We start from the raw sequence: 17,622 nt of genomic DNA, 5'->3' as shown, positions 1-17,622 counted from the left end.
GCCGAACAACTGCTTTACCCTGTACATTGCCGTTTCGGCTATTGAGCGACGATTATAATCTGTCGTCCATCTCCACCGGGCATTGCTCCCGCTCAGCCGTTGATTCGCCACTGCACGGTTTCGGTCTGCATATTCACCTGACCAGTATCCCGCACCTTTCCGGGGAGAGATAAGGGCACTGATTTTCTTGCGACGCAGTTCGTCGTGGCATAACCGTGTATCGTAAGCCCCGTCTGCCGCCGCAGCCTTTATTTTCCGGTGCGTCTGTCGGATAAGCCCCGGGAAGGCTTCTGCATCGGTCACGTTGTTCAGCAACAGGTCTGCGCAGATAATTTCATGTGTTTGTGCATCAACGGCCAGATGCAGCTTTCGCCAGATACGACGCAGCTCCTTGCCGTGCTTTTTCACTTTCCACTCACCTTCACCGAAGACTTTCAGCCCTGTGGAATCAATCACCAGATGCGCTATTTCACCCCGGGTGGGTGTTTTAAAACTGACATCAACCGACTTCGCTCGTTTGTTGACACTGGTGTAATCCGGGCAGCGCAAAGGAATGCCCATCAGGGCAAAAATGGAATCAATAAAGCCCTGTGCGGCCCGCAGGGTCAGCCGGAAAACGCGCTTAACGACCAGAACGGTCGTGATGGCAAGGTCTGAATAACGCAGAGGTCTGCCTCGTGATGAGGGCGTTGCTGACTCGTACCACGCCTGAATGGCTTCGTCGTCCAGCCAGAAAGTGACGGAGCCTCGATGAATGAGGGCTTTGTTGTAGGTCTTCCAGTTGGTGATTTTGTACTTCTGCTTTGCCACGGCACTGCCTGTATTATCAGGATAATCCGTGATCTGATCCTGCCGTTTGCCAAAAGTTCGATTTATTCAACAAAGCCCATGCTGCTTGAAAATGTGAAGTGGTATCCGTACCAGTGAGAAAATCAAAGAACACATAGCGACCTCTTCGCTTTCAACGAAAGCCGTATCAAACAACAGCGGTAGTGCAGCCATAAGCACAACGTAGAAATATGAGAATATGTACATCCCACCGGGAATGAACCTGATATGAAAATAATTTCGGCATTCATAGCTATATTATTTTTATCTGGCAGTGTATTTGCGACTGATTGCTCCACTGTGGAGGAAATGGACACTGCCGACACCGCAGCCAGTAAAATACATAACTGGACGGGCGTTAATTCATTTTACAGCCACTTCAGGCAATGTGATGATGGCTATATTTCAGAAGGAATGTCAGCTACCGTGGTTAACTTGCTCGCCCACAAATGGGGAGATACAGCGCAACTGGAGAAAATAACCAACCAAGATAAAAATTTTAAAACGTGGGTACTTAATCATATCGATACCAGCGTTAACTATGATGATTTAGACCTTATTATCAAAAATGCAAGGAATGAATGCCCAGCCAATAGTAATAATTTCTGCAAAAAAATTGAAAGCGCTGCCAATCAGGCATTGCAGGAAATGACAGCCCCAGCGCCATAATTAACCATTAAAAAAGGTTCATCGCGGGTTAGCGTGAACCTTAGCGAGCGACCACGGGTTATGCTCCGCCCTTCCTGTAATTACTGCATAGGTAAAGGATCGCCACCAGTAGCAAGCAACCTTTTCGCTTCATCACGCTTTGTTCTGGTCTCAGCTTGGGTGACGGGGGATATACACCGAAAACAACCCGCTTTTCTTTACCGCCGACCAGGTATTTCATGCGCCAGCTTTTGGTGCCATTGGGGAAAACCTCAAGATACATTCCCCGCCGTCTGACAGTTTGTAGGCTTTTTCCTTCGGTTTTGCCGCTTTAATTCCTGTAGCTGTCAATTTCATTTGGGGGCATCGACTTTATTGAACCTGAGAATGCCCCCAATAACGCCCCCATTCGAGAATAGAGATCAACGCAAGTAGAGCATATGAGACACTGAATCGGTCAAAAGACGCATGATTACTGGATTTAGCAGACTTCACTGGAGGTTGGAAGAAGTGAATTTGGCACGCCCTACAGGATTCGAACCTGTGACCCACGGCTTAGAAGGCCGTTGCTCTATCCAACTGAGCTAAGGGCGCACACAGAAGAGAACTTCACGGGGTGAAGCGCGAGGAATTATACGGTCCCACACTGGCGAGTCAATGCCTTTTCCCGGCATCCCGTCGTACTTTGGGTTTGAACAACATCAACTGCTTAAACGTTAGTCACTTTTCCCTTCCAATGACTAAGAAATATCTCCCCCCAGTTTAAGCTCCGCCTGGTACCCTCGTGGCAGGCTCTCATCAACAATGACTAAACCCGTGTTTTATTGGGAAGAATAGCGGCGAGTTTTCCGCTAACTGCAGAAAAATCAGGTAAGATTTATCCCTCCTGGCGGAGCACCATCCCAGGCCCGGGAGAATTTACCGGGTGTGCTGTGAGGGAAGGAATGCGCACGGTGAGACGCAGGGAAAGGCGAAGACGAAACATAGCGGAGGAACAGGGCTACCAGCTCCCCTTACCTCACTTTGCGTTGATTGAAAGCGCCGACCTCTTCAACCCTGCCGCTGGCCTGACGAAGCACACCGCCGACCCGGTGCTGGTCACACACGACCGCTATCTTATATACGGAATGCGCCATAGTGCGGCGCCGTTAAGCCTCTGTCGCATCTACGACACGCTCGCGGACGCCTTTGCCAATGTAAAGCATACCGCTCCCGTCAGCCTGATTGTCGACCCGGAGGGCCTGGCGCAGCCACTATTAACCACGCTTGATCTCATTCGGCAACAGCAAAAATATACGCCAGGCCTCGTCGTCACACTGCTGCTTTCTACATCACAGCAGGACGTTCAGCATTTCGTCAAATCCGCCTGCCGCTGCATAATTTTCAGGCGTCATGCGGTGATTGATGCCATACGCCAGACGCCAACAGCCTCAGACACACCGACGGCCAGAGGTGATTTTAATGCCCGCGAATGGGGCATTTTGCTGCAACTGGCGCAAGGGCGAACGTTACGGGAAATTGCCCGCGAGCAGCAGCGACCGTACCACCGAATCATTTATCGACTCAGCTGCATTTTAACGCGGCTAAAATATAATCAACGTCAACAGTTGCTGCGTCTTTTGCAACAAGTGAATAATCACGCTTGTGAAAATACACCGTACTAACTTGTTAATTCTTACTTGAATTTAGGAAATTACTTATTTTTATGTTAAAAAATGGTAAATTTGCAACATTTAAAAAACAATTACAACTATTCCTAAAAAGGCAATCCCGCCGTGATAAACAACCACACAGCGACCTGCGACTGGTATGTTCCACTCATAACCGGTTTACCCGCGAGGATCGTCGGTCATTGACCCAAATGGAAGATGAGCAGCACGCCATTTCCCCCGGCGCATTTCTCTTACCAACAGAATATTATTCTAAATTGATTTCAACGTCGTTACGCCAGGAAAAGACCGAGTTTCCCCCCTCAAAACGTGCGATAGAGAAGGATTTTCTGATGATAACTGTCTGTTAGTCAGGAAAAACTATATTTGGTAATATAATTAACAAATGATAAACACATGGTTGTTAATTTTGTTTTTAATAATTAAATAAGAATTAAATACCGTCATATTAAAAATAACCAGAAAGAGTATCCATACGAAATTTCCTAAATTGTCTTACTCAGAACATCATAATTAGTAAAGCGCTTTGTGAACTTTACAGGCTTTTACGCAAAACGTTAGACGGTATAATCAACGCCGTTAAACGTTTAATACTCAAATAATTGCTCATTGATTACCTTTACGTTCATCGACCAACACACGCTTAACCAGGGATACACTTACAATATCCAGGGAAACACGCTTCGCGCTCCGGAAGCTCTTCTGCCGAACGTGACTTCTTCAAGACTCAGCATGGCGTTATATAAAATCTGAGGAACAGATTATGAAACCATCTTCCGTCATTATTATGGACGAACAACCCATCGTCAGAATGTCGATAGAGATTCTTTTGCAGAAAAATAAAAATATTCAGGTGGTACTTAAATCGGGTAATGGTCGCGAAGTCCTTGAGCATGTTCGCAAGCATCCGACCGACCTGGTCATCCTTGATGTTGAACTCCCTGGTACAGATGGATTCTCTTTACTCAAAAGAATCAATGAGATAAACAGAAGAACCAAGGTTCTTTTTCTCTCATCTAAATCGGAAAATTTCTATGCAGGCCGCGCAATCCGCGCTGGGGCGAATGGTTTTGTCAGTAAGCGGAAAGATCAAAACGATATATATAAAGCCGTTGAAATGTTGTTATCAGGATATTCTTTTTTTCCCACAGATACGCTTAGCGCACTGAGCCGTAGCCACATTCGCCGTGGCGAAAAATCGGAACTTCCACTTTCCAACCGGGAAGTGATGGTATTACGCTATCTGGCCAATGGCTTAACCAACAAAGAAATTGCGGACAAATTATTATTAAGTAACAAAACCATTAGCGCGCATAAGTCTAATATATTTTCCAAACTGGGCGTGCGCACGATCGTTGAGCTTATCGATTATGCGAAAGCGCATGAATTACTTTAACCCTCGGCCCTCGACGTCGGTACGCGCCCGGTGGAAAATACGGCTCAATTATAATTAATCATGAAGGTGGCATCCGCATCAGCGCTCCCTGCCTGTGGATCGTCTGCGGTAGCAATATAGTTGGCATAAAACTGCAGCGTGACATTCCCCTGCGCATCCACCGCTACGTCGCGGCTTGCCTGCTGTAACGGCAGGCGGCTGCGATCGTTATCGCGGAGCTCAACGGCAACCCGGCTGGCGCTGCTGCTGGCGTTGAGCGCCAACAGCGTCGGATCTGCGCCATCCGCTTTACCGGCAAAGGTAATCGACGCTGCACCCGGCGGGCATCCGGTAAGCCGAAGTGTGAAAGGCACGACATTCGTGGTGCTTCCGGCCTGCCGCAGCTGTTTCGTCGGCCAGCGCCCCAGCGGTACTGACTTATCGCTGTCGCCGCCCTCCACAACGCAGGTGAAATCCACCACGTTGCCGGTGAGCTCAATATTCACCTGTCCTAGCGGTGTGTCCGCCAGTGCGGGCAGCGCGGCGGCTATTCCTACCAGCATGATGCCCCTCGCTATCCACATCACCTTCATCCTTTCTTTAATCATAATCAACACGCAGATAGCCGCGGGCCGTGAACGGCCCTTCCGCCGGTTTCTTACCGGTGATGCTGACCGGCCAGGCTCGAATGCCGACCCGCGCCTGAGCGCTGGCATCCAGACGGAACGGAATTTTACTGCTGATGGTATTCGGCGTGAGCGGGTTGCCGCTGCTGTCGGCAACGATAAACCCAAGATCCGGGTTATCAGAGACCATCGCGTTCCCCTGCACACTGCTGGTTTCAAGGCGCATGCTCAGGTAAGCCTGGGCCTCCACGTTGGTACATTTGATGCCCACCGTTTTTTGCTGCACCGCCACGCCCTGCGGGCGATTGCCCGCCCCGGCTTCGCTAAACAGCGACGCGCCAATGTCGCCAAAATCAAAGCGTACGACGGTACCGGCATCAATTTCACAGTTTTGCGGAACGTTAATGGTTCCGCTGTAGCTGATGGTGTAAACCGGCGTGGTCAGCGGGTCGCCCCTGGTGGTGGTGACATACACGCGGAACATCGTTTGCCGGGGAATCACCACCATATTGATAAAACGCTTAGTCACCTTCAGGCGAAACACCAGATTGGAATCCTGAACCCCAAACGGTTTTTGCAGCGGCACATTCGCGTCGTTACCCATCTGGATATAATTTCTTGGCGGCCAGAAAGTTCCGGCATAGCTGTCGGTTATCTGCATCGCGCCATCGAGGTAGTCATTTAACTTTAAATACTGAAACTTACCGTCCGTGCTGGTGACCTGAAAATCCGTCACGTAGCTGCGCATTGTCGAACTTCCGTGGGTACCGCTCGGGCAAACGGCGTTCACACCGACCCAGCCGGATTTATTGCTCAGGGTGACTATCTGTCCCACCTGATTGTTCGCGCTGGTAAAGGTGTCGGTTAAGTCATAGAACACATCCGTAGCAACCCCTTTTTCGTTGTAGCACACGGTGGCCCAGACCTGGGTCGACGAAAGCGCCAGCAACAAGGCCGACAGGCGCAAGAATAAAGTGGTTGCATTAGCGATCACAACGAACCTCCGTCAGGGTAATGGCCTGTTGCAGGCTCTTTTCGGGCAACGTGTACGGCGCGCGGCATTGCTCCCCGGCCCCCTCGCCCCACTGGATTAACAGCTCGCCGCGCAGCGGCAAACCGCTCAGGTAGATTTGCCCATCATCGCCAACCATACTGGTTATCCCCCGGCTGGTTTCGCGCACGATGGCGCCAAACGGCACCGGCTGCGCGCCACGGCGGACGGTGATAAGCGCCCGCACGCCAATACGGGTATCAAACGCGGCGCGCACGACGGCCCCTTCGGTCGGCACGACGCTGCTGACGTTGTTTTCAATATCGGTATTGTTGCCCATGGAGTTCGGATCCAGCGCCACGCGGTTGTAGCGGTAGACCGTGGCGTACGGCATCACCGCGTATCCGCGCCAATCGGTTTTCACTCCCGTCTGATTTTCCACGCTAACGCCGGTGGCCCCCGGGGCTTTAATCAGCACATTGGTATCGCCCAGCGGCTGGCTGAAGGTCACGCCGTCAGCGTGAGCCAGAATGCCGCCCGCCGCCTGCCAGTTGAAATCATGCTGGTCGCGGTCGTAGTTATAGGCCGCGCCGAGGGTGCCATAGGTCGCCTGCCAGTTCGCGCTGGCGCTGCCTGTCGCTCCACGGCCGCTGGCGTTGCCCTGGGTCACGCTGTAGTTGAGGTTATTACCCTCCAGTAGCGTTCCGCTCACGCCGCTCTGCCAGCTGTCATCGCCGTTGCTGTTGCGGCTGGCGGCAAAGGTCGCGTAGGCGCGGTTCAGCGCCCCTTCCCCCGGACTGAAAATACTGAACGGAACCGACAGGTTAAATGCGACGATGCGCTCGGTCCCCGGAATGCCGACCGAGCGATTCCATGACCACGACAGCGAATAGCTGACGCCGCGCCAGCCGCCGGAATACCCGAGCTGATACCAGGTATTGGTATCGCTGGTGCCCCAGTAGCTCTGCTCGCTCCCGGAGACATACAGCGAGCCGATGCTCCCCAACGACTGCGACACGTTGACCTGAAAACGCCCTCTTTTGTTCATCGTCAGGTTGTGGTAGCTGATGATATCCGGCACGCCGTCTTTATCGTTTTTGTTATCGCTGTACTGGTAGCCGCTCATGGTTTTCCACGTGGTGTCATCCAGGGTGAAGAACCCTTCGGTGGAATAGCGATACCCCAGCAACTGGAAGTTGGTGCCAACGCTGTTCAGAGATTTGGCATACAGAAAGCGTAAGGACTGCCCCTGGTGGCGACTGTCGTCCGCCAGCTGACTGCGGGCATGAGTGACATCCAGCGATATCGCCCCCCAGTCGCCGAAGTTTTTCCCCGCGCCAATGGCGACTGCCGTGTAGCGCTCCGACAACTGCGTGCCGCCGTAAAGCGTAAACCCGCCGTTGAGGCCGGCAATCAGCGTCCCCTGGGCGAAGAACGGTGTGGACTGGTCGCTGTTCCCTGAGCGGTAGTCGCCCGCCACCAGATCGTATTTCATTCGGCCCTCGCGCTGCAGCAGCGGTACAGAGGAGTACGGCACGGTATAGCGCTGCTGGCTGCCGTCTTTTTCATCGACGGTCACCTCAAGGTCGCCGCTGGAGGAGGTCGGGTTAAGATCGCTGATGGCGAACGCGCCGCTTTGTACGTAGCTTTGATACACCACGAACCCGTTCTGCCGGATGGTCACTTTGGCAGGCGTTCGGGCGATACCGCGCACCGTCGGCGCGAACCCCTGCATACTGTCGGGGTACATGCTGTCAGACGAGTAGAGACGCCCACCGCGAAAGCCGACGCTGTCAAACACGTCGCTGCCGGTATTGCTGTCGCCAAGCACCAGCTCGCTTTTCCATGGAATGATGGCGCGCTGCAGCCAGGTCGCCACATTGTTCCAGCTGTTCTGATACTGACCATCGTTACGGGAGTAGTTCCAGGTACCGCTGTTGCGCAGCCGCCAGGGACCATAGTTGAGCCCGCTTTGCAGGCTGAGAAAATAGCTGTCGTCGTTCGTGCCCTTGCTGCCGCTAAAGCTGTAGTTCACCAACGCAGCCGCTATCCCTTCATCCCACTCTTCCGGCGGAATATAGCCACGGGCGCTGTTAAACATCGCTGCCTGCGGCAGGCTGATGCTGAGCTTCATCGCCGCAAAATCAAACGCCACTTCACTACCCGGAATCACCGTTTCCAGCGGAACACAGGCGTCGGCGGCGTAGTCGGCGAGCGCCGGAAACACCGCGCGATTCACCCCAAGACGCGTCAGTTGCGCGCGGGTAATACACGGCGCCAGACCGCCTGCCGCCGGATGCTTGACCTCTGCGGCGGTAAACGCCAGATCCTGCGCGCCGATAAACTCCTCGTTACGCCAGATATCCACCCGGTACACGCCCGCAGGCTGCTGGTTGCCTTTCTCAAAACGGGAAAGATCGGCCACGCCAGCTTCATCGTCGGACAGAAATGCCGGATTAAAGTAGCTCTCGGCCCACACGGACGAAGAGAACCAGGCGCCGGAAAGCGCCAGCGCCAGTAGCCGAAGCGCAGGCCAGTGATGGGCTGTCATGTTCGTTTTCCCGGCTGGCATTACAGGCTCACGCGGCGTGCAGGCGTAATCGCCCCATAGTCATTCACGCTCTGCCAGCTCAGCGCTCCCTGAAGGTCGCCGGGAACCGCCACGCTGGCGCTACTTTTCGGCGCCACCATCACGTTATCAAGCTTGCGTCCGGCGATTTGCAGATTCACCAGCGTGATGTAATACGGCGACGGATTGCTGACGCTGACCGCGTTGCCCGCCCGGGTAAATTTCAGCTGGTCGAGCGCCTGCGTCGGCTGTAGCGGCAGGTTTTTCGGACGAACGAAGAGCTTAATGCGCGACAGAATCGCCAGTTGCAGTACGTTTTTGCCGTCGGCATCCGCTTTATTGACGGAGGGGATCGCCTTCACGTTCATCCAGAACAGGGATTCGCGATCGCTCGGCAGCGCAGGTCCAGCGTAGATAATCCGCAGCGTGTTTTCACTTTTCGGCTCGCTAACGAACAGCGGCGGCGTGATAACGAAGGTCTTCTCCTTCTGACCGCTGGCGTTTTCAATCCAGGCGTTGATCAGATAACGCTCCTGAGGATTGCTGTTGCTCAGCGACAGCGCGCTCTGTTTTGCATCCGCCGGATAGATAACGCGGGTTGCCCCCAGCGCGATACCGCCCGCCGCCTGCGCCGGTAGCGCAAACGTTAGCAACAATAGCGACAACGCAATAACCCCGTTGAATAAACGATTCATAACCGTAAACCCTGTAATTTTATATTTTCTGGTCAGACTCAACACGCTTATGGATAAATGAGGGTGAACCAGACATCCGATGTGATAGCGCCAGGCGTCAGCGGCAGAGAAATAACCCGGTAACGCGCGCTAAAATGCAGCGCCATTTCCCCGGTGGGGACCGGGAAATAATTTACCGGCGACGCGTTGGGAATAATCATCTGTTGTTTATTATCAAATAACGCCAGGCCTAACCCGCTCCCGGCAGGCACACCGCTCACCTGCGTGGCGGCAAGAAATACCTGCGGATCTTCCGCCGGGCTTAACCCCTGAAAGGTGACCCCCACCAGACGCGAAATGTCCGTCCGGCAATCCACCAGCTTCAGCGTAAAAGGAACGGTGACCGTTGAAAAACTCCCCACTCCGGCAAAGGTGTTGGTGCGATACTGTCCCATCTCAATTCGCAGATCCTGGCTCTCCGGCGCCACGGCGCACGCGCCGTTAACCAGCTCGCCGCGCATCTGTACACGACCGCCGTCGACCACCACGCGATGGGCGAAGGCAGGCGGCGCGGCAGCGTACAGGCCCACGAGCAGCGGTAGTATCCTTAGCATCATCATTCCCCGATTCGGGCTAAAAAGCGCCTCCTCCCTGAGGCAATGACCATCCTGAATCTGGCGTCAGCCTTATTCGTACTTCATGACGAACGTTGCGTCAGCGTTCGCCTGTCCCGGCTCAGCGGTGTCTGCCGTGGCTTTGTAGCGCGCGCTGAAGTGCAGGGTGTTGGTCCCCTGATACAGGTTTTGCGCTACGGAGAACATGCTACCGTTCGGGGTCAGGGGGGAGGACGCGCTGTCGAGGATTTCGATACCGACGCCTGTGGCGGTTGAGCCATTGTTGCCCGACGTCACCGCAAGCAGGGTCTTGTCCTGACCGTCAATCTGACCGCTGAATGCCACCGCAGCAGTCGCCGCAACGCTCGGATCGCAGTCGTTCAGCACGATATTGAACGGGATTTTTGCCGACGTCGTGCCCACTTTGGTAAAAGTGGCGGTTCGGTACTGACCCAGTTCAACCGTTTGGTTAGAGGACTCCGTGCTCACCGCGCACGCCGCGTTGACCAGTTCGCCTTTAAAATGCACATTGCCGCCGTTTACGGAAACCGTGTCGGCATGCGCCACGGAAGCGACGAGGCCGAGCGTGGCAACAAAAGACGCTGCTATTTTGCTAAATTTCATAAATGTTCCTTGCTAGCTATAATTATTCGCACGATGGCGAATAACCCAAAGTCATTCGCACAACAGGCCTGCCCAGAGGCTTGAAATAACGCCTGAAGCAGTATTCATAAATTATCCGGAAATAATTGACACAAAACATGTATAAAGACTGCGAATAAACTCAGTCACGTCCTAAAAATAAATAAGAAAAAGCCTGTAAATATAATGCGAATGACCGCCGTTGTCGCAAACACGGCACAATCTCCTGTTTGGTGCGACCGTCGGCATACAAAAGTACAAACGATGACTGACATCACGCCCGGCTTCTGCCAAAATATGCACATCCCCCCTTTGGTAAGTGACAGATGGAATCCTCTCTCTGATGGCAGCAAAGATTATTGACGGTAAAACGATTGCGCAGCAGGTACGCTCTGAGGTTGCGGTGAAAGTACAGGCTCGTCTTGCGGCGGGAAAACGCGCCCCCGGACTGGCCGTTGTGCTGGTCGGCAGCAATCCTGCGTCGCAAATTTATGTCGGCAGCAAACGCAAAGCATGCGAAGAGGTGGGTTTCGTCTCCCGCTCCTACGATCTGCCGGAAACCACCAGCGAAGCCGAATTGCTGGAACTGATTGATACCCTGAATGCCGACAGCGCGATCGACGGCATTCTGGTGCAGTTGCCGCTGCCTGCGGGTATCGATAACGTCAAAGTGCTTGAGCGTATTGCGCCCGATAAAGACGTTGACGGTTTTCACCCTTATAACGTTGGCCGCCTGTGCCAGCGCGCCCCGCGTCTGCGCCCGTGCACGCCGCGCGGCATCGTCACGCTGCTCGAGCGCTATAACATTGATACCTACGGCCTGAATGCGGTTATCATCGGCGCCTCGAACATCGTTGGCCGCCCGATGAGCATGGAGCTGCTGTTGGCGGGTTGTACCACCACCGTCACCCACCGCTTTACTAAAAATCTGCGTCACCACGTGGAAAATGCCGATCTGCTGGTCGTTGCCGTCGGCAAGCCGGGCTTTATCCCGGGCGAGTGGATCAAAGAAGGCGCGATTGTTGTTGATGTGGGCATTAACCGCCTCGAAAACGGCAAGGTCGTGGGCGATGTTATTTTTGACGATGCCGCCGTGCGCGCCTCGTACATCACGCCAGTACCCGGCGGCGTGGGTCCAATGACGGTCGCCACCCTGATTCAGAACACCTTGCAGGCCTGCGAGGAATATCACGACGTAGAGGACGCGTAACATGGCATCTTTTTCTTTAGGCAAACACCCGTACGTTGAGCTTTGCGATCTGCTGAAGCTGGAAGGCTGGAGCGAGAGCGGCGCGCAGGCGAAAATCGCCATCGCCGACGGACTGGTGAGCGTAGACGGCGTAGTAGAAACCCGTAAACGCTGCAAAATCGTCGCCGGTCAAACCGTCAGTTTTGACGGTCAACGTGTTACCGTTACCGCCTGACGCGTCTGATGCCCGGCGGCGTTCGCTTGCCGGGCAGTTCCCTTTCGAATGTCCTTACCCCCCTCGCGGTTAATTTTCGATCGACTTCAAAGAATCACCATTTCCTCTGCCCTGATGTGAAATTTAAGTTGCACGACTTTCCGGCTTCTTACACGATAAGTAGAACGTTCTACTAAAACGTTCTACTTACAACAACAGCGCATATTAAGCGCCTATCAGGGTCTCCAGTCGGGGGGAATCAGCATGAGTCTGTTCTCAGGATTTGTTAAATCTTTATCAAAATTATCAATGATTGGCCGCGCCTTAATGCTGCCAATCTCACTGTTGCCCGCGGCAGGTTTGCTGCTGGCATTCGGCGACAAATTTCATCTGCCGCTAATGATGAACGCCGGTGGGGTTATCTTCGATAACCTGCCGATGCTTTTTGCCATCGGCTCCGCCGTCGGTCTGGCGTCCGAATCCGGCATTGCCGCGCTATCGGCGGCAGTGTCGGTTTTCGTCACTAACATCACCATCAGCACGGTGCTCGGCATTACGCCGGAGATGGCCTCCCAGGGCGGGAAATACGCCATGGTGGTCGGCATTCCAACGCTGCAAATGGGCGTCTTCGGCGGACTCATCTGCGGGATTCTCGCCGCCTGGTGCTATAACCGCTTCCACGCGATGCAGTTGCCGGAATTCCTCGGCTTCTTCTCCGGTAAGCGCTTTGTTGCTATCGCCACCGCCTGCCTGTCGTTTATCCTCGGCCTGCTGTTGCCGTACGTCTGGCAGCACATTCAGGCAGGTATCGACGCGCTGTCGGTGGTGGTTAACGGCGACAACCAGGCGGCATCCACCTTTATCTTCGGCCTGGTGGAACGCGCGCTGATCCCGCTGGGTCTGCACCACATCTGGTATCCGTCCTTCTGGTACTCGTTTGGCGATTACACCACTCAGGCAGGCCAGGTTATCCACGGCGACCAGACCATTTGGTTTAAGATGCTGGAAGAAGGAACGAAATCCTTCAGCAGCGATACGTACCAGAACGCCGGTAAATTCATGCAGGGCGAGTTCCCGCTGATGCTGTTCGCCCTGCCGGCAGCGTGTCTTGCGATGTACCACGAGGCGCATACGCCGAACAAGAAAATCGCCTCCGGTATTCTGTTCTCCGCCGCGCTCACCTGCTTCCTGACCGGGATCACCGAGCCCGTTGAGTTCACCTTTATCTTTGTGGCGCCGATTCTGTACGTCTTCAACGCCATCATGGCGGGCCTGGCTTACATGACGATGTACCTGCTGCATGCGCACATCGCCAAATCGTTCTCGGCAGGCTTTATCGACTATCTCTCCTTCGGCATCGTTCCGTCGCTTAACGGCTACCAGACGAACTTCCTGAACGCGGTGATTGTCGGTATCCCAATGGCGCTGATTTACTACTTCACCTTCCGCTTCGTTATCCGTCGCTTTGACGTGAAAACGCCGGGGCGTACCGGCGTCACCGTCAACGCCGACGACAAAACCGACAGCGAACTGGCGACCGAGATCATCGGCCTGCTGGGCGGTGCGAAAAACATCGACTCCGTCGGCTCCTGCATTACCCGTTTGCGGCTCGAAGTGACGAAGAGCGATATGGTCGATAAAGACGGTCTTAACGGCGTGGGCGCCCGCGGGGTGGTCTTCGTCGGCGATAACGGTATTCAGGTGATTTTTGGCGCCAGAGCGCAATTTATTGCACAAACCATGTCGACGATGATTGGCAAATAACGGGAACAATGTCAGGCTGTAGACGTCTCCTGCCCGTGCGGGAGACGTTGTTTTATCTGGCTGATTGTGGCGGATTTTTCAGGGAGCGGGTTTGAAAAAAGTCAGTATTATCGATGTCGCAAAACAGGCGGGCGTTTCCGTCTCCACCGTCTCGCTGGTCTTGCGCCAGAAAGGAAAAATTTCTGACGCCACAATTGAAAAAGTTCAGGCGGCGATCGCCGCGCTGGGCTATGTGCACAACGTGGCCGCCGCTAACCTGCGCGCCAACACCTCAAACCTTATCGGTCTTATTCTGCGTGATTTCAGCGACAGCTTTTCCATCAAGGTGATGGCAAGCGTGGTGCAGGAGCTGGAAAAACAGGGCTATATGGTCTTTCTCGGCCAGCCGCTGGATGACCACGCGCACCTCGAACGCTGCCTGCTCTCCTTTAAGCAACAGGGCGTGGCGGGGGTGATTTACCTGGCCTGCGATACCCACAAGACGCAGCTTCCCGAACGGATTCGCCAGTGTCCGCTGCCGCTGGTGGTGGTCTCGCAGTCGCTGATGGAGGAAAACTGCAATCTGGTGATGCGCGACAACCGTCAGGCGGCAAGCCTGGCCACACGCTATTTGATAGAACGCGGGCATCGCAGCATCGCTTATATCGGCGGGCATGAGGATGACGTTATCCGCCAGCAGCGCCTGTTAGGGTTTCGCAGCACGCTCGCCCAGAACGGGATGGTATTTCGCGAAGAGTCCACCCCCGCCTGTAGCGATGATACCTGTGCCGCCAGTATCGCCACACGCCATCTGCTGGAGAAAAACAACACCATCACCGCCCTGCTCTGCCACTCGCCAGACGCCATGATCGGCTGCATTACCGGTATTCATCAGGTCGGGCGTACCGTGGGGAAAGATGTGTTTCTGACCCAGCAGGTGGCGCTGGTCGGCTTCGAGGATATGCTGCACGTCAACCTGACGTCGCCGTCCTTTACCTACGTCTCGTCCGCCAGCGAAGAGACCGGACGCCAGGCGGCCGGGCTCATCATCCGCAAGCTCAAGGAGCCCGAACTGCAAACCCAGCGCATTACCCTTTCCGGGCAGCTGATTACGCGGGAGTCGGCGTAAATTCGGATTTTGACCGACACTAAGCGACGGTTTTCATTGCTATAGTCAGGCTTTTCTCCTGAACTGAGCACATCATGCCAACAATCGTTACCCATGCCGCCGTTCCGCTGTGTCTGGGCTTAGGCCTCGGCACCCGCGTTATTCCTCCTCGCCTGTTGTTTACCGGCATTGCACTCTCAATGCTGCCGGATATCGACGTGCTGGCGTTTAAATTTGGTATCGCCTACGGCAATATTTTCGGCCACCGGGGGTTTACGCATTCGCTACTGTTTGCGGTCATCGTCCCGCTGCTGTGCGTGTTGATCGGGCGGCGATGGTTTCAGACTGGATTACTGCGCTGCTGGTTGTTTTTAACCGTCTCAATGACGTCACATACCCTGCTGGACGCCATTACGCGCGGCGGCAAAGGCGTCGCCTGGCTATGGCCCTGGTCCGATGGACGTTTTCTTGCCCCCTGGCAAGTCATTAAAGCCGCGCCGTTTGCGCTATCGCGCTATAACACGCCCTACGGGCATCAGGTGATCGTTTCTGAACTGCTGTGGGTGTGGTTGCCGGGCGTGGCACTGATGGGCATATTGTGGTGGCGTCGACGTTAAAAAGCCGGGCGGCGATTACACCTTACCCGGCCTGTAAACGAAGACCCGCGCCTGGAAAACTTACTTACGACGCCAGATGGTTCCCTGCGGGCCATCTTCCAGCACGATACCCATCTCATTCAGACGGTCGCGCGCCGCATCGGCCGCCGCCCAGTCTTTCGCCTTACGGGCATCCAGACGCTGCTGAATAAGCGATTCGATTTCCGCAACTTCGCCGTCGTCCGCCTGCGCGCCGCCTTGCAGGAAGGTTTCCGGCTCCTGCTCCAGCAGGCCGAGAACGCCTGACAACTTACGCAGATGGGACGCCATCGCGTTGGCGGCCTGGGCGTCTTCCCCTTTCAGACGGTTCACCTCACGGGCCATGTCGAACAGCACCGAGTAGGCTTCCGGCGTATTGAAGTCGTCGTCCATCGCCTCGCGAAAACGCGCTTCAAAAGCTTCACCGCCCGCCGCCACAACGGATCTATCGGTGCCGCGCAGCGCGGTGTAGAGGCGCTCCAGCGCAGAACGCGCCTGTTTGAGGTTCTCTTCGCTATAGTTCAATTGGCTGCGGTAGTGGCCGGACATCAGGAAGTAGCGGATGGTTTCCGCATCGTAGTATTTCAGCACGTCACGCACGGTAAAGAAGTTGCCGAGCGATTTCGACATCTTCTCGCGGTCAACCATCACCATCCCGGAATGCATCCAGGTATTGACGTACTCGCCGTCGTGCGCGCAGGTAGACTGGGCGATTTCGTTTTCATGGTGCGGGAACATCAGGTCCGAACCGCCGCCGTGAATATCGAAATGGTTGCCCAGCTGTTTGCAGTTCATCGCCGAGCACTCAATGTGCCAGCCCGGACGCCCTTCGCCCCACGGCGACGGCCAGCTCGGCTCGCCCGCTTTCGACATCTTCCACAGCACGAAGTCCATCGGATTGCGCTTGACGTCAACCACATCGACGCGGGCGCCCGCCTGCAGCTGGTCCAGATCCTGACGGGAGAGCTTGCCGTAGTTCGGGTCGGTCGGCACCGAGAACATCACGTCGCCGTTATCCGCGACATAGGCATGACCGCGGGCGATAAGCGCCTCGGTAATCTCAATGATTTCAGCAATGTGGTGCGTGGCGCGCGGCTCGTTGTCCGGGCGCAGGATGTTCAGCGCGTCAAAATCGGTGTGCATTTCGGCGATCATCCTGTCGACCAGCGCGACGAAGTCTTCGCCGTTCTCATTGGCGCGTTTGATGATTTTGTCGTCAATATCGGTAATATTGCGCACATACTTCAGCGTATAGCCGAGAAAGCGCAGGTAGCGGGCGACGACGTCGAACGCGACGAAGGTACGGCCATGGCCGATATGACACAGATCGTAAACGGTAATACCACACACGTACATGCCGACAACCCCGGCATGAATTGGCTTAAATTCCTCTTTTTGGCGTGTCATTGTATTGAAGATTTTTAGCATCGAAGATTCCATATATCCGTGTGTGAACGAAAACCGCGTATTCTACCTGTTATTCAATCCGGAAGCAGCACACATTGCAAGGTGATCCAACCCGGCGGTTATGCTATAACAAGCCCCTATACGTAACCCGTCGTCGGGTATTCGCACCACTATAACGGAACAGGATGCAAAAATGGTTACTTTCCACACTAATCACGGTGATATCGTCATCAAAACGTTCGATGATAAAGCGCCTGAAACGGTTAAAAACTTCCTGGACTACTGCCGCGAAGGTTTTTACAACAACACCATTTTCCACCGCGTCATCAACGGATTCATGATCCAGGGCGGCGGTTTCGAACCTGGCATGCGTCAAAAAGCGACCAAAGATCCGATTCAAAACGAAGCGAACAACGGCCTGAAAAACACCCGTGGTACGCTGGCTATGGCCCGTACTCAGGCGCCGCACTCCGCAACGGCCCAGTTTTTCATCAACGTCGTCGACAACGACTTCCTGAACTTCTCCGGCGAAAGCCTGCAGGGTTGGGGCTACTGCGTGTTCGCCGAAGTGGTTGAAGGCCTGGACGTGGTTGACAAGATCAAAGGCGTGTCCACCGGCCGCAGCGGCATGCATCAGGACGTACCGAAAGAAGACGTTATCGTTGAAAGCGTGACCGTCAGCGAGTAAT

17 protein-coding genes, 1 tRNA gene and 1 pseudogene are annotated in these 17,622 nt (G+C 54.6%); 9 read left to right on the top strand and 10 right to left on the bottom strand.

The features are described from left to right. The coding region (locus JO226_RS05465) for an IS5 family transposase (protein WP_293494369.1) at positions 1–810 on the bottom strand (810 nt) is incomplete at its 3' end. 246 nt (positions 811–1,056) lie between these two features. Between JO226_RS05465 and JO226_RS05460 the strand changes: the two genes are divergently transcribed. After that, complete coding sequence (locus tag JO226_RS05460) at positions 1,057–1,497, top strand: hypothetical protein (RefSeq protein WP_293494367.1); 441 nt, start codon at positions 1,057–1,059, stop codon at positions 1,495–1,497. Positions 1,498–1,592: 95 nt separating this feature from the next. Here JO226_RS05460 and JO226_RS05455 read toward each other — a convergent pair. After that, positions 1,593–1,833, bottom strand: a pseudogene (locus JO226_RS05455) (Arm DNA-binding domain-containing protein); the annotation flags it as partial. A 160-nt stretch (positions 1,834–1,993) separates the two neighbouring features. Then, a tRNA-Arg gene (locus JO226_RS05450) sits at positions 1,994–2,070 on the bottom strand. A 359-nt stretch (positions 2,071–2,429) separates the two neighbouring features. Between JO226_RS05450 and JO226_RS05445 the strand changes: the two genes are divergently transcribed. Further along, positions 2,430–3,140, top strand: a complete 711-nt coding sequence (locus JO226_RS05445) for a hypothetical protein (protein ID WP_293494365.1) — start codon at positions 2,430–2,432, stop codon at positions 3,138–3,140. Positions 3,141–3,909: 769 nt separating this feature from the next. Next, complete coding sequence (gene fimZ / locus JO226_RS05440; RefSeq protein WP_293494363.1) at positions 3,910–4,542, top strand: fimbria biosynthesis transcriptional regulator FimZ; 633 nt, start codon at positions 3,910–3,912, stop codon at positions 4,540–4,542. 44 nt (positions 4,543–4,586) lie between these two features. Here the strand turns inward: fimZ and sfmF are convergent, their stop codons facing one another. From sfmF to fimA, 6 genes are all read right to left on the bottom strand, one after another. Beyond that, positions 4,587–5,105, bottom strand: a complete 519-nt coding sequence (gene sfmF, locus JO226_RS05435) for a fimbria assembly protein (protein ID WP_293494361.1) — start codon at positions 5,103–5,105, stop codon at positions 4,587–4,589. A 16-nt stretch (positions 5,106–5,121) separates the two neighbouring features. Beyond that, positions 5,122–6,114 (bottom strand): type 1 fimbria D-mannose specific adhesin FimH, encoded by a 993-nt coding sequence (gene fimH / locus JO226_RS05430; RefSeq protein ID WP_293494398.1) that lies wholly within the window; start codon positions 6,112–6,114, stop codon positions 5,122–5,124. Positions 6,115–6,130: 16 nt separating this feature from the next. Next, positions 6,131–8,689 (bottom strand): fimbrial biogenesis usher protein, encoded by a 2,559-nt coding sequence (locus tag JO226_RS05425; protein WP_293494359.1) that lies wholly within the window; start codon positions 8,687–8,689, stop codon positions 6,131–6,133. Between the two features lie 20 nt (positions 8,690–8,709). Continuing rightward, positions 8,710–9,402 (bottom strand): type 1 fimbria chaperone FimC, encoded by a 693-nt coding sequence (fimC, locus tag JO226_RS05420; RefSeq protein WP_293494356.1) that lies wholly within the window; start codon positions 9,400–9,402, stop codon positions 8,710–8,712. 47 nt (positions 9,403–9,449) lie between these two features. Then, a complete protein-coding gene (fimI, locus tag JO226_RS05415; protein ID WP_293494396.1) occupies positions 9,450–9,995 on the bottom strand; it encodes a type 1 fimbrial protein subunit FimI in 546 nt (181 codons plus the stop codon). A gap of 72 nt (positions 9,996–10,067) precedes the next feature. Further along, positions 10,068–10,619, bottom strand: a complete 552-nt coding sequence (gene fimA / locus JO226_RS05410; RefSeq protein ID WP_293494354.1) for a type 1 fimbrial major subunit FimA — start codon at positions 10,617–10,619, stop codon at positions 10,068–10,070. A gap of 361 nt (positions 10,620–10,980) precedes the next feature. On the opposite strand from fimA, the gene folD reads away from it, so the two are divergent. The 5 genes from folD (at position 10,981) to JO226_RS05385 (ending at position 15,508) form a co-directional block, all read left to right on the top strand. Continuing rightward, positions 10,981–11,847, top strand: coding sequence for a bifunctional methylenetetrahydrofolate dehydrogenase/methenyltetrahydrofolate cyclohydrolase FolD (gene folD / locus JO226_RS05405; protein WP_293494352.1), 867 nt, complete (start codon positions 10,981–10,983; stop codon positions 11,845–11,847). A gap of 1 nt (position 11,848) precedes the next feature. Then, positions 11,849–12,061: a ribosome-associated protein YbcJ gene (gene ybcJ, locus JO226_RS05400; protein ID WP_293494349.1), complete on the top strand. Its 213-nt coding sequence runs from the start codon at positions 11,849–11,851 to the stop codon at positions 12,059–12,061. A 243-nt stretch (positions 12,062–12,304) separates the two neighbouring features. After that, entirely contained in the window at positions 12,305–13,804 is a 1,500-nt protein-coding gene (locus JO226_RS05395; protein ID WP_293494346.1) for a PTS transporter subunit EIIC, read from the top strand. Between the two features lie 91 nt (positions 13,805–13,895). Further along, positions 13,896–14,912: a Mal regulon transcriptional regulator MalI gene (gene malI, locus JO226_RS05390; RefSeq protein WP_293494343.1), complete on the top strand. Its 1,017-nt coding sequence runs from the start codon at positions 13,896–13,898 to the stop codon at positions 14,910–14,912. Positions 14,913–14,986: 74 nt separating this feature from the next. Beyond that, the gene (locus tag JO226_RS05385) at positions 14,987–15,508 is read left to right on the top strand and encodes a metal-dependent hydrolase (protein WP_293494340.1); all 522 of its coding nucleotides are present in this window, start codon (positions 14,987–14,989) and stop codon (positions 15,506–15,508) included. 60 nt (positions 15,509–15,568) lie between these two features. Here the strand turns inward: JO226_RS05385 and cysS are convergent, their stop codons facing one another. Then, positions 15,569–16,954 carry a cysteine--tRNA ligase gene (cysS, locus tag JO226_RS05380; protein WP_293494337.1) on the bottom strand — a complete coding sequence of 462 codons (1,386 nt, stop codon included), beginning with the start codon at positions 16,952–16,954 and terminating at the stop codon, positions 15,569–15,571. Positions 16,955–17,126: 172 nt separating this feature from the next. Here cysS and ppiB point away from each other — a divergent pair, with 172 nt between their 5' ends. Beyond that, positions 17,127–17,621, top strand: coding sequence for a peptidylprolyl isomerase B (ppiB, locus tag JO226_RS05375; protein WP_293494335.1), 495 nt, complete (start codon positions 17,127–17,129; stop codon positions 17,619–17,621). The last annotated feature ends 1 nt before the right edge of the window (position 17,622 follow it).

Origin of the sequence: Pluralibacter sp. (assembly GCF_019237635.1) — a bacterium.
In the GTDB taxonomy this organism is placed as follows: Bacteria; Pseudomonadota; Gammaproteobacteria; order Enterobacterales; family Enterobacteriaceae; genus Enterobacter_B.
Note: the sequence above shows the minus strand (reverse complement) of the source record. Positions and strands in the feature narration are given on the sequence as shown.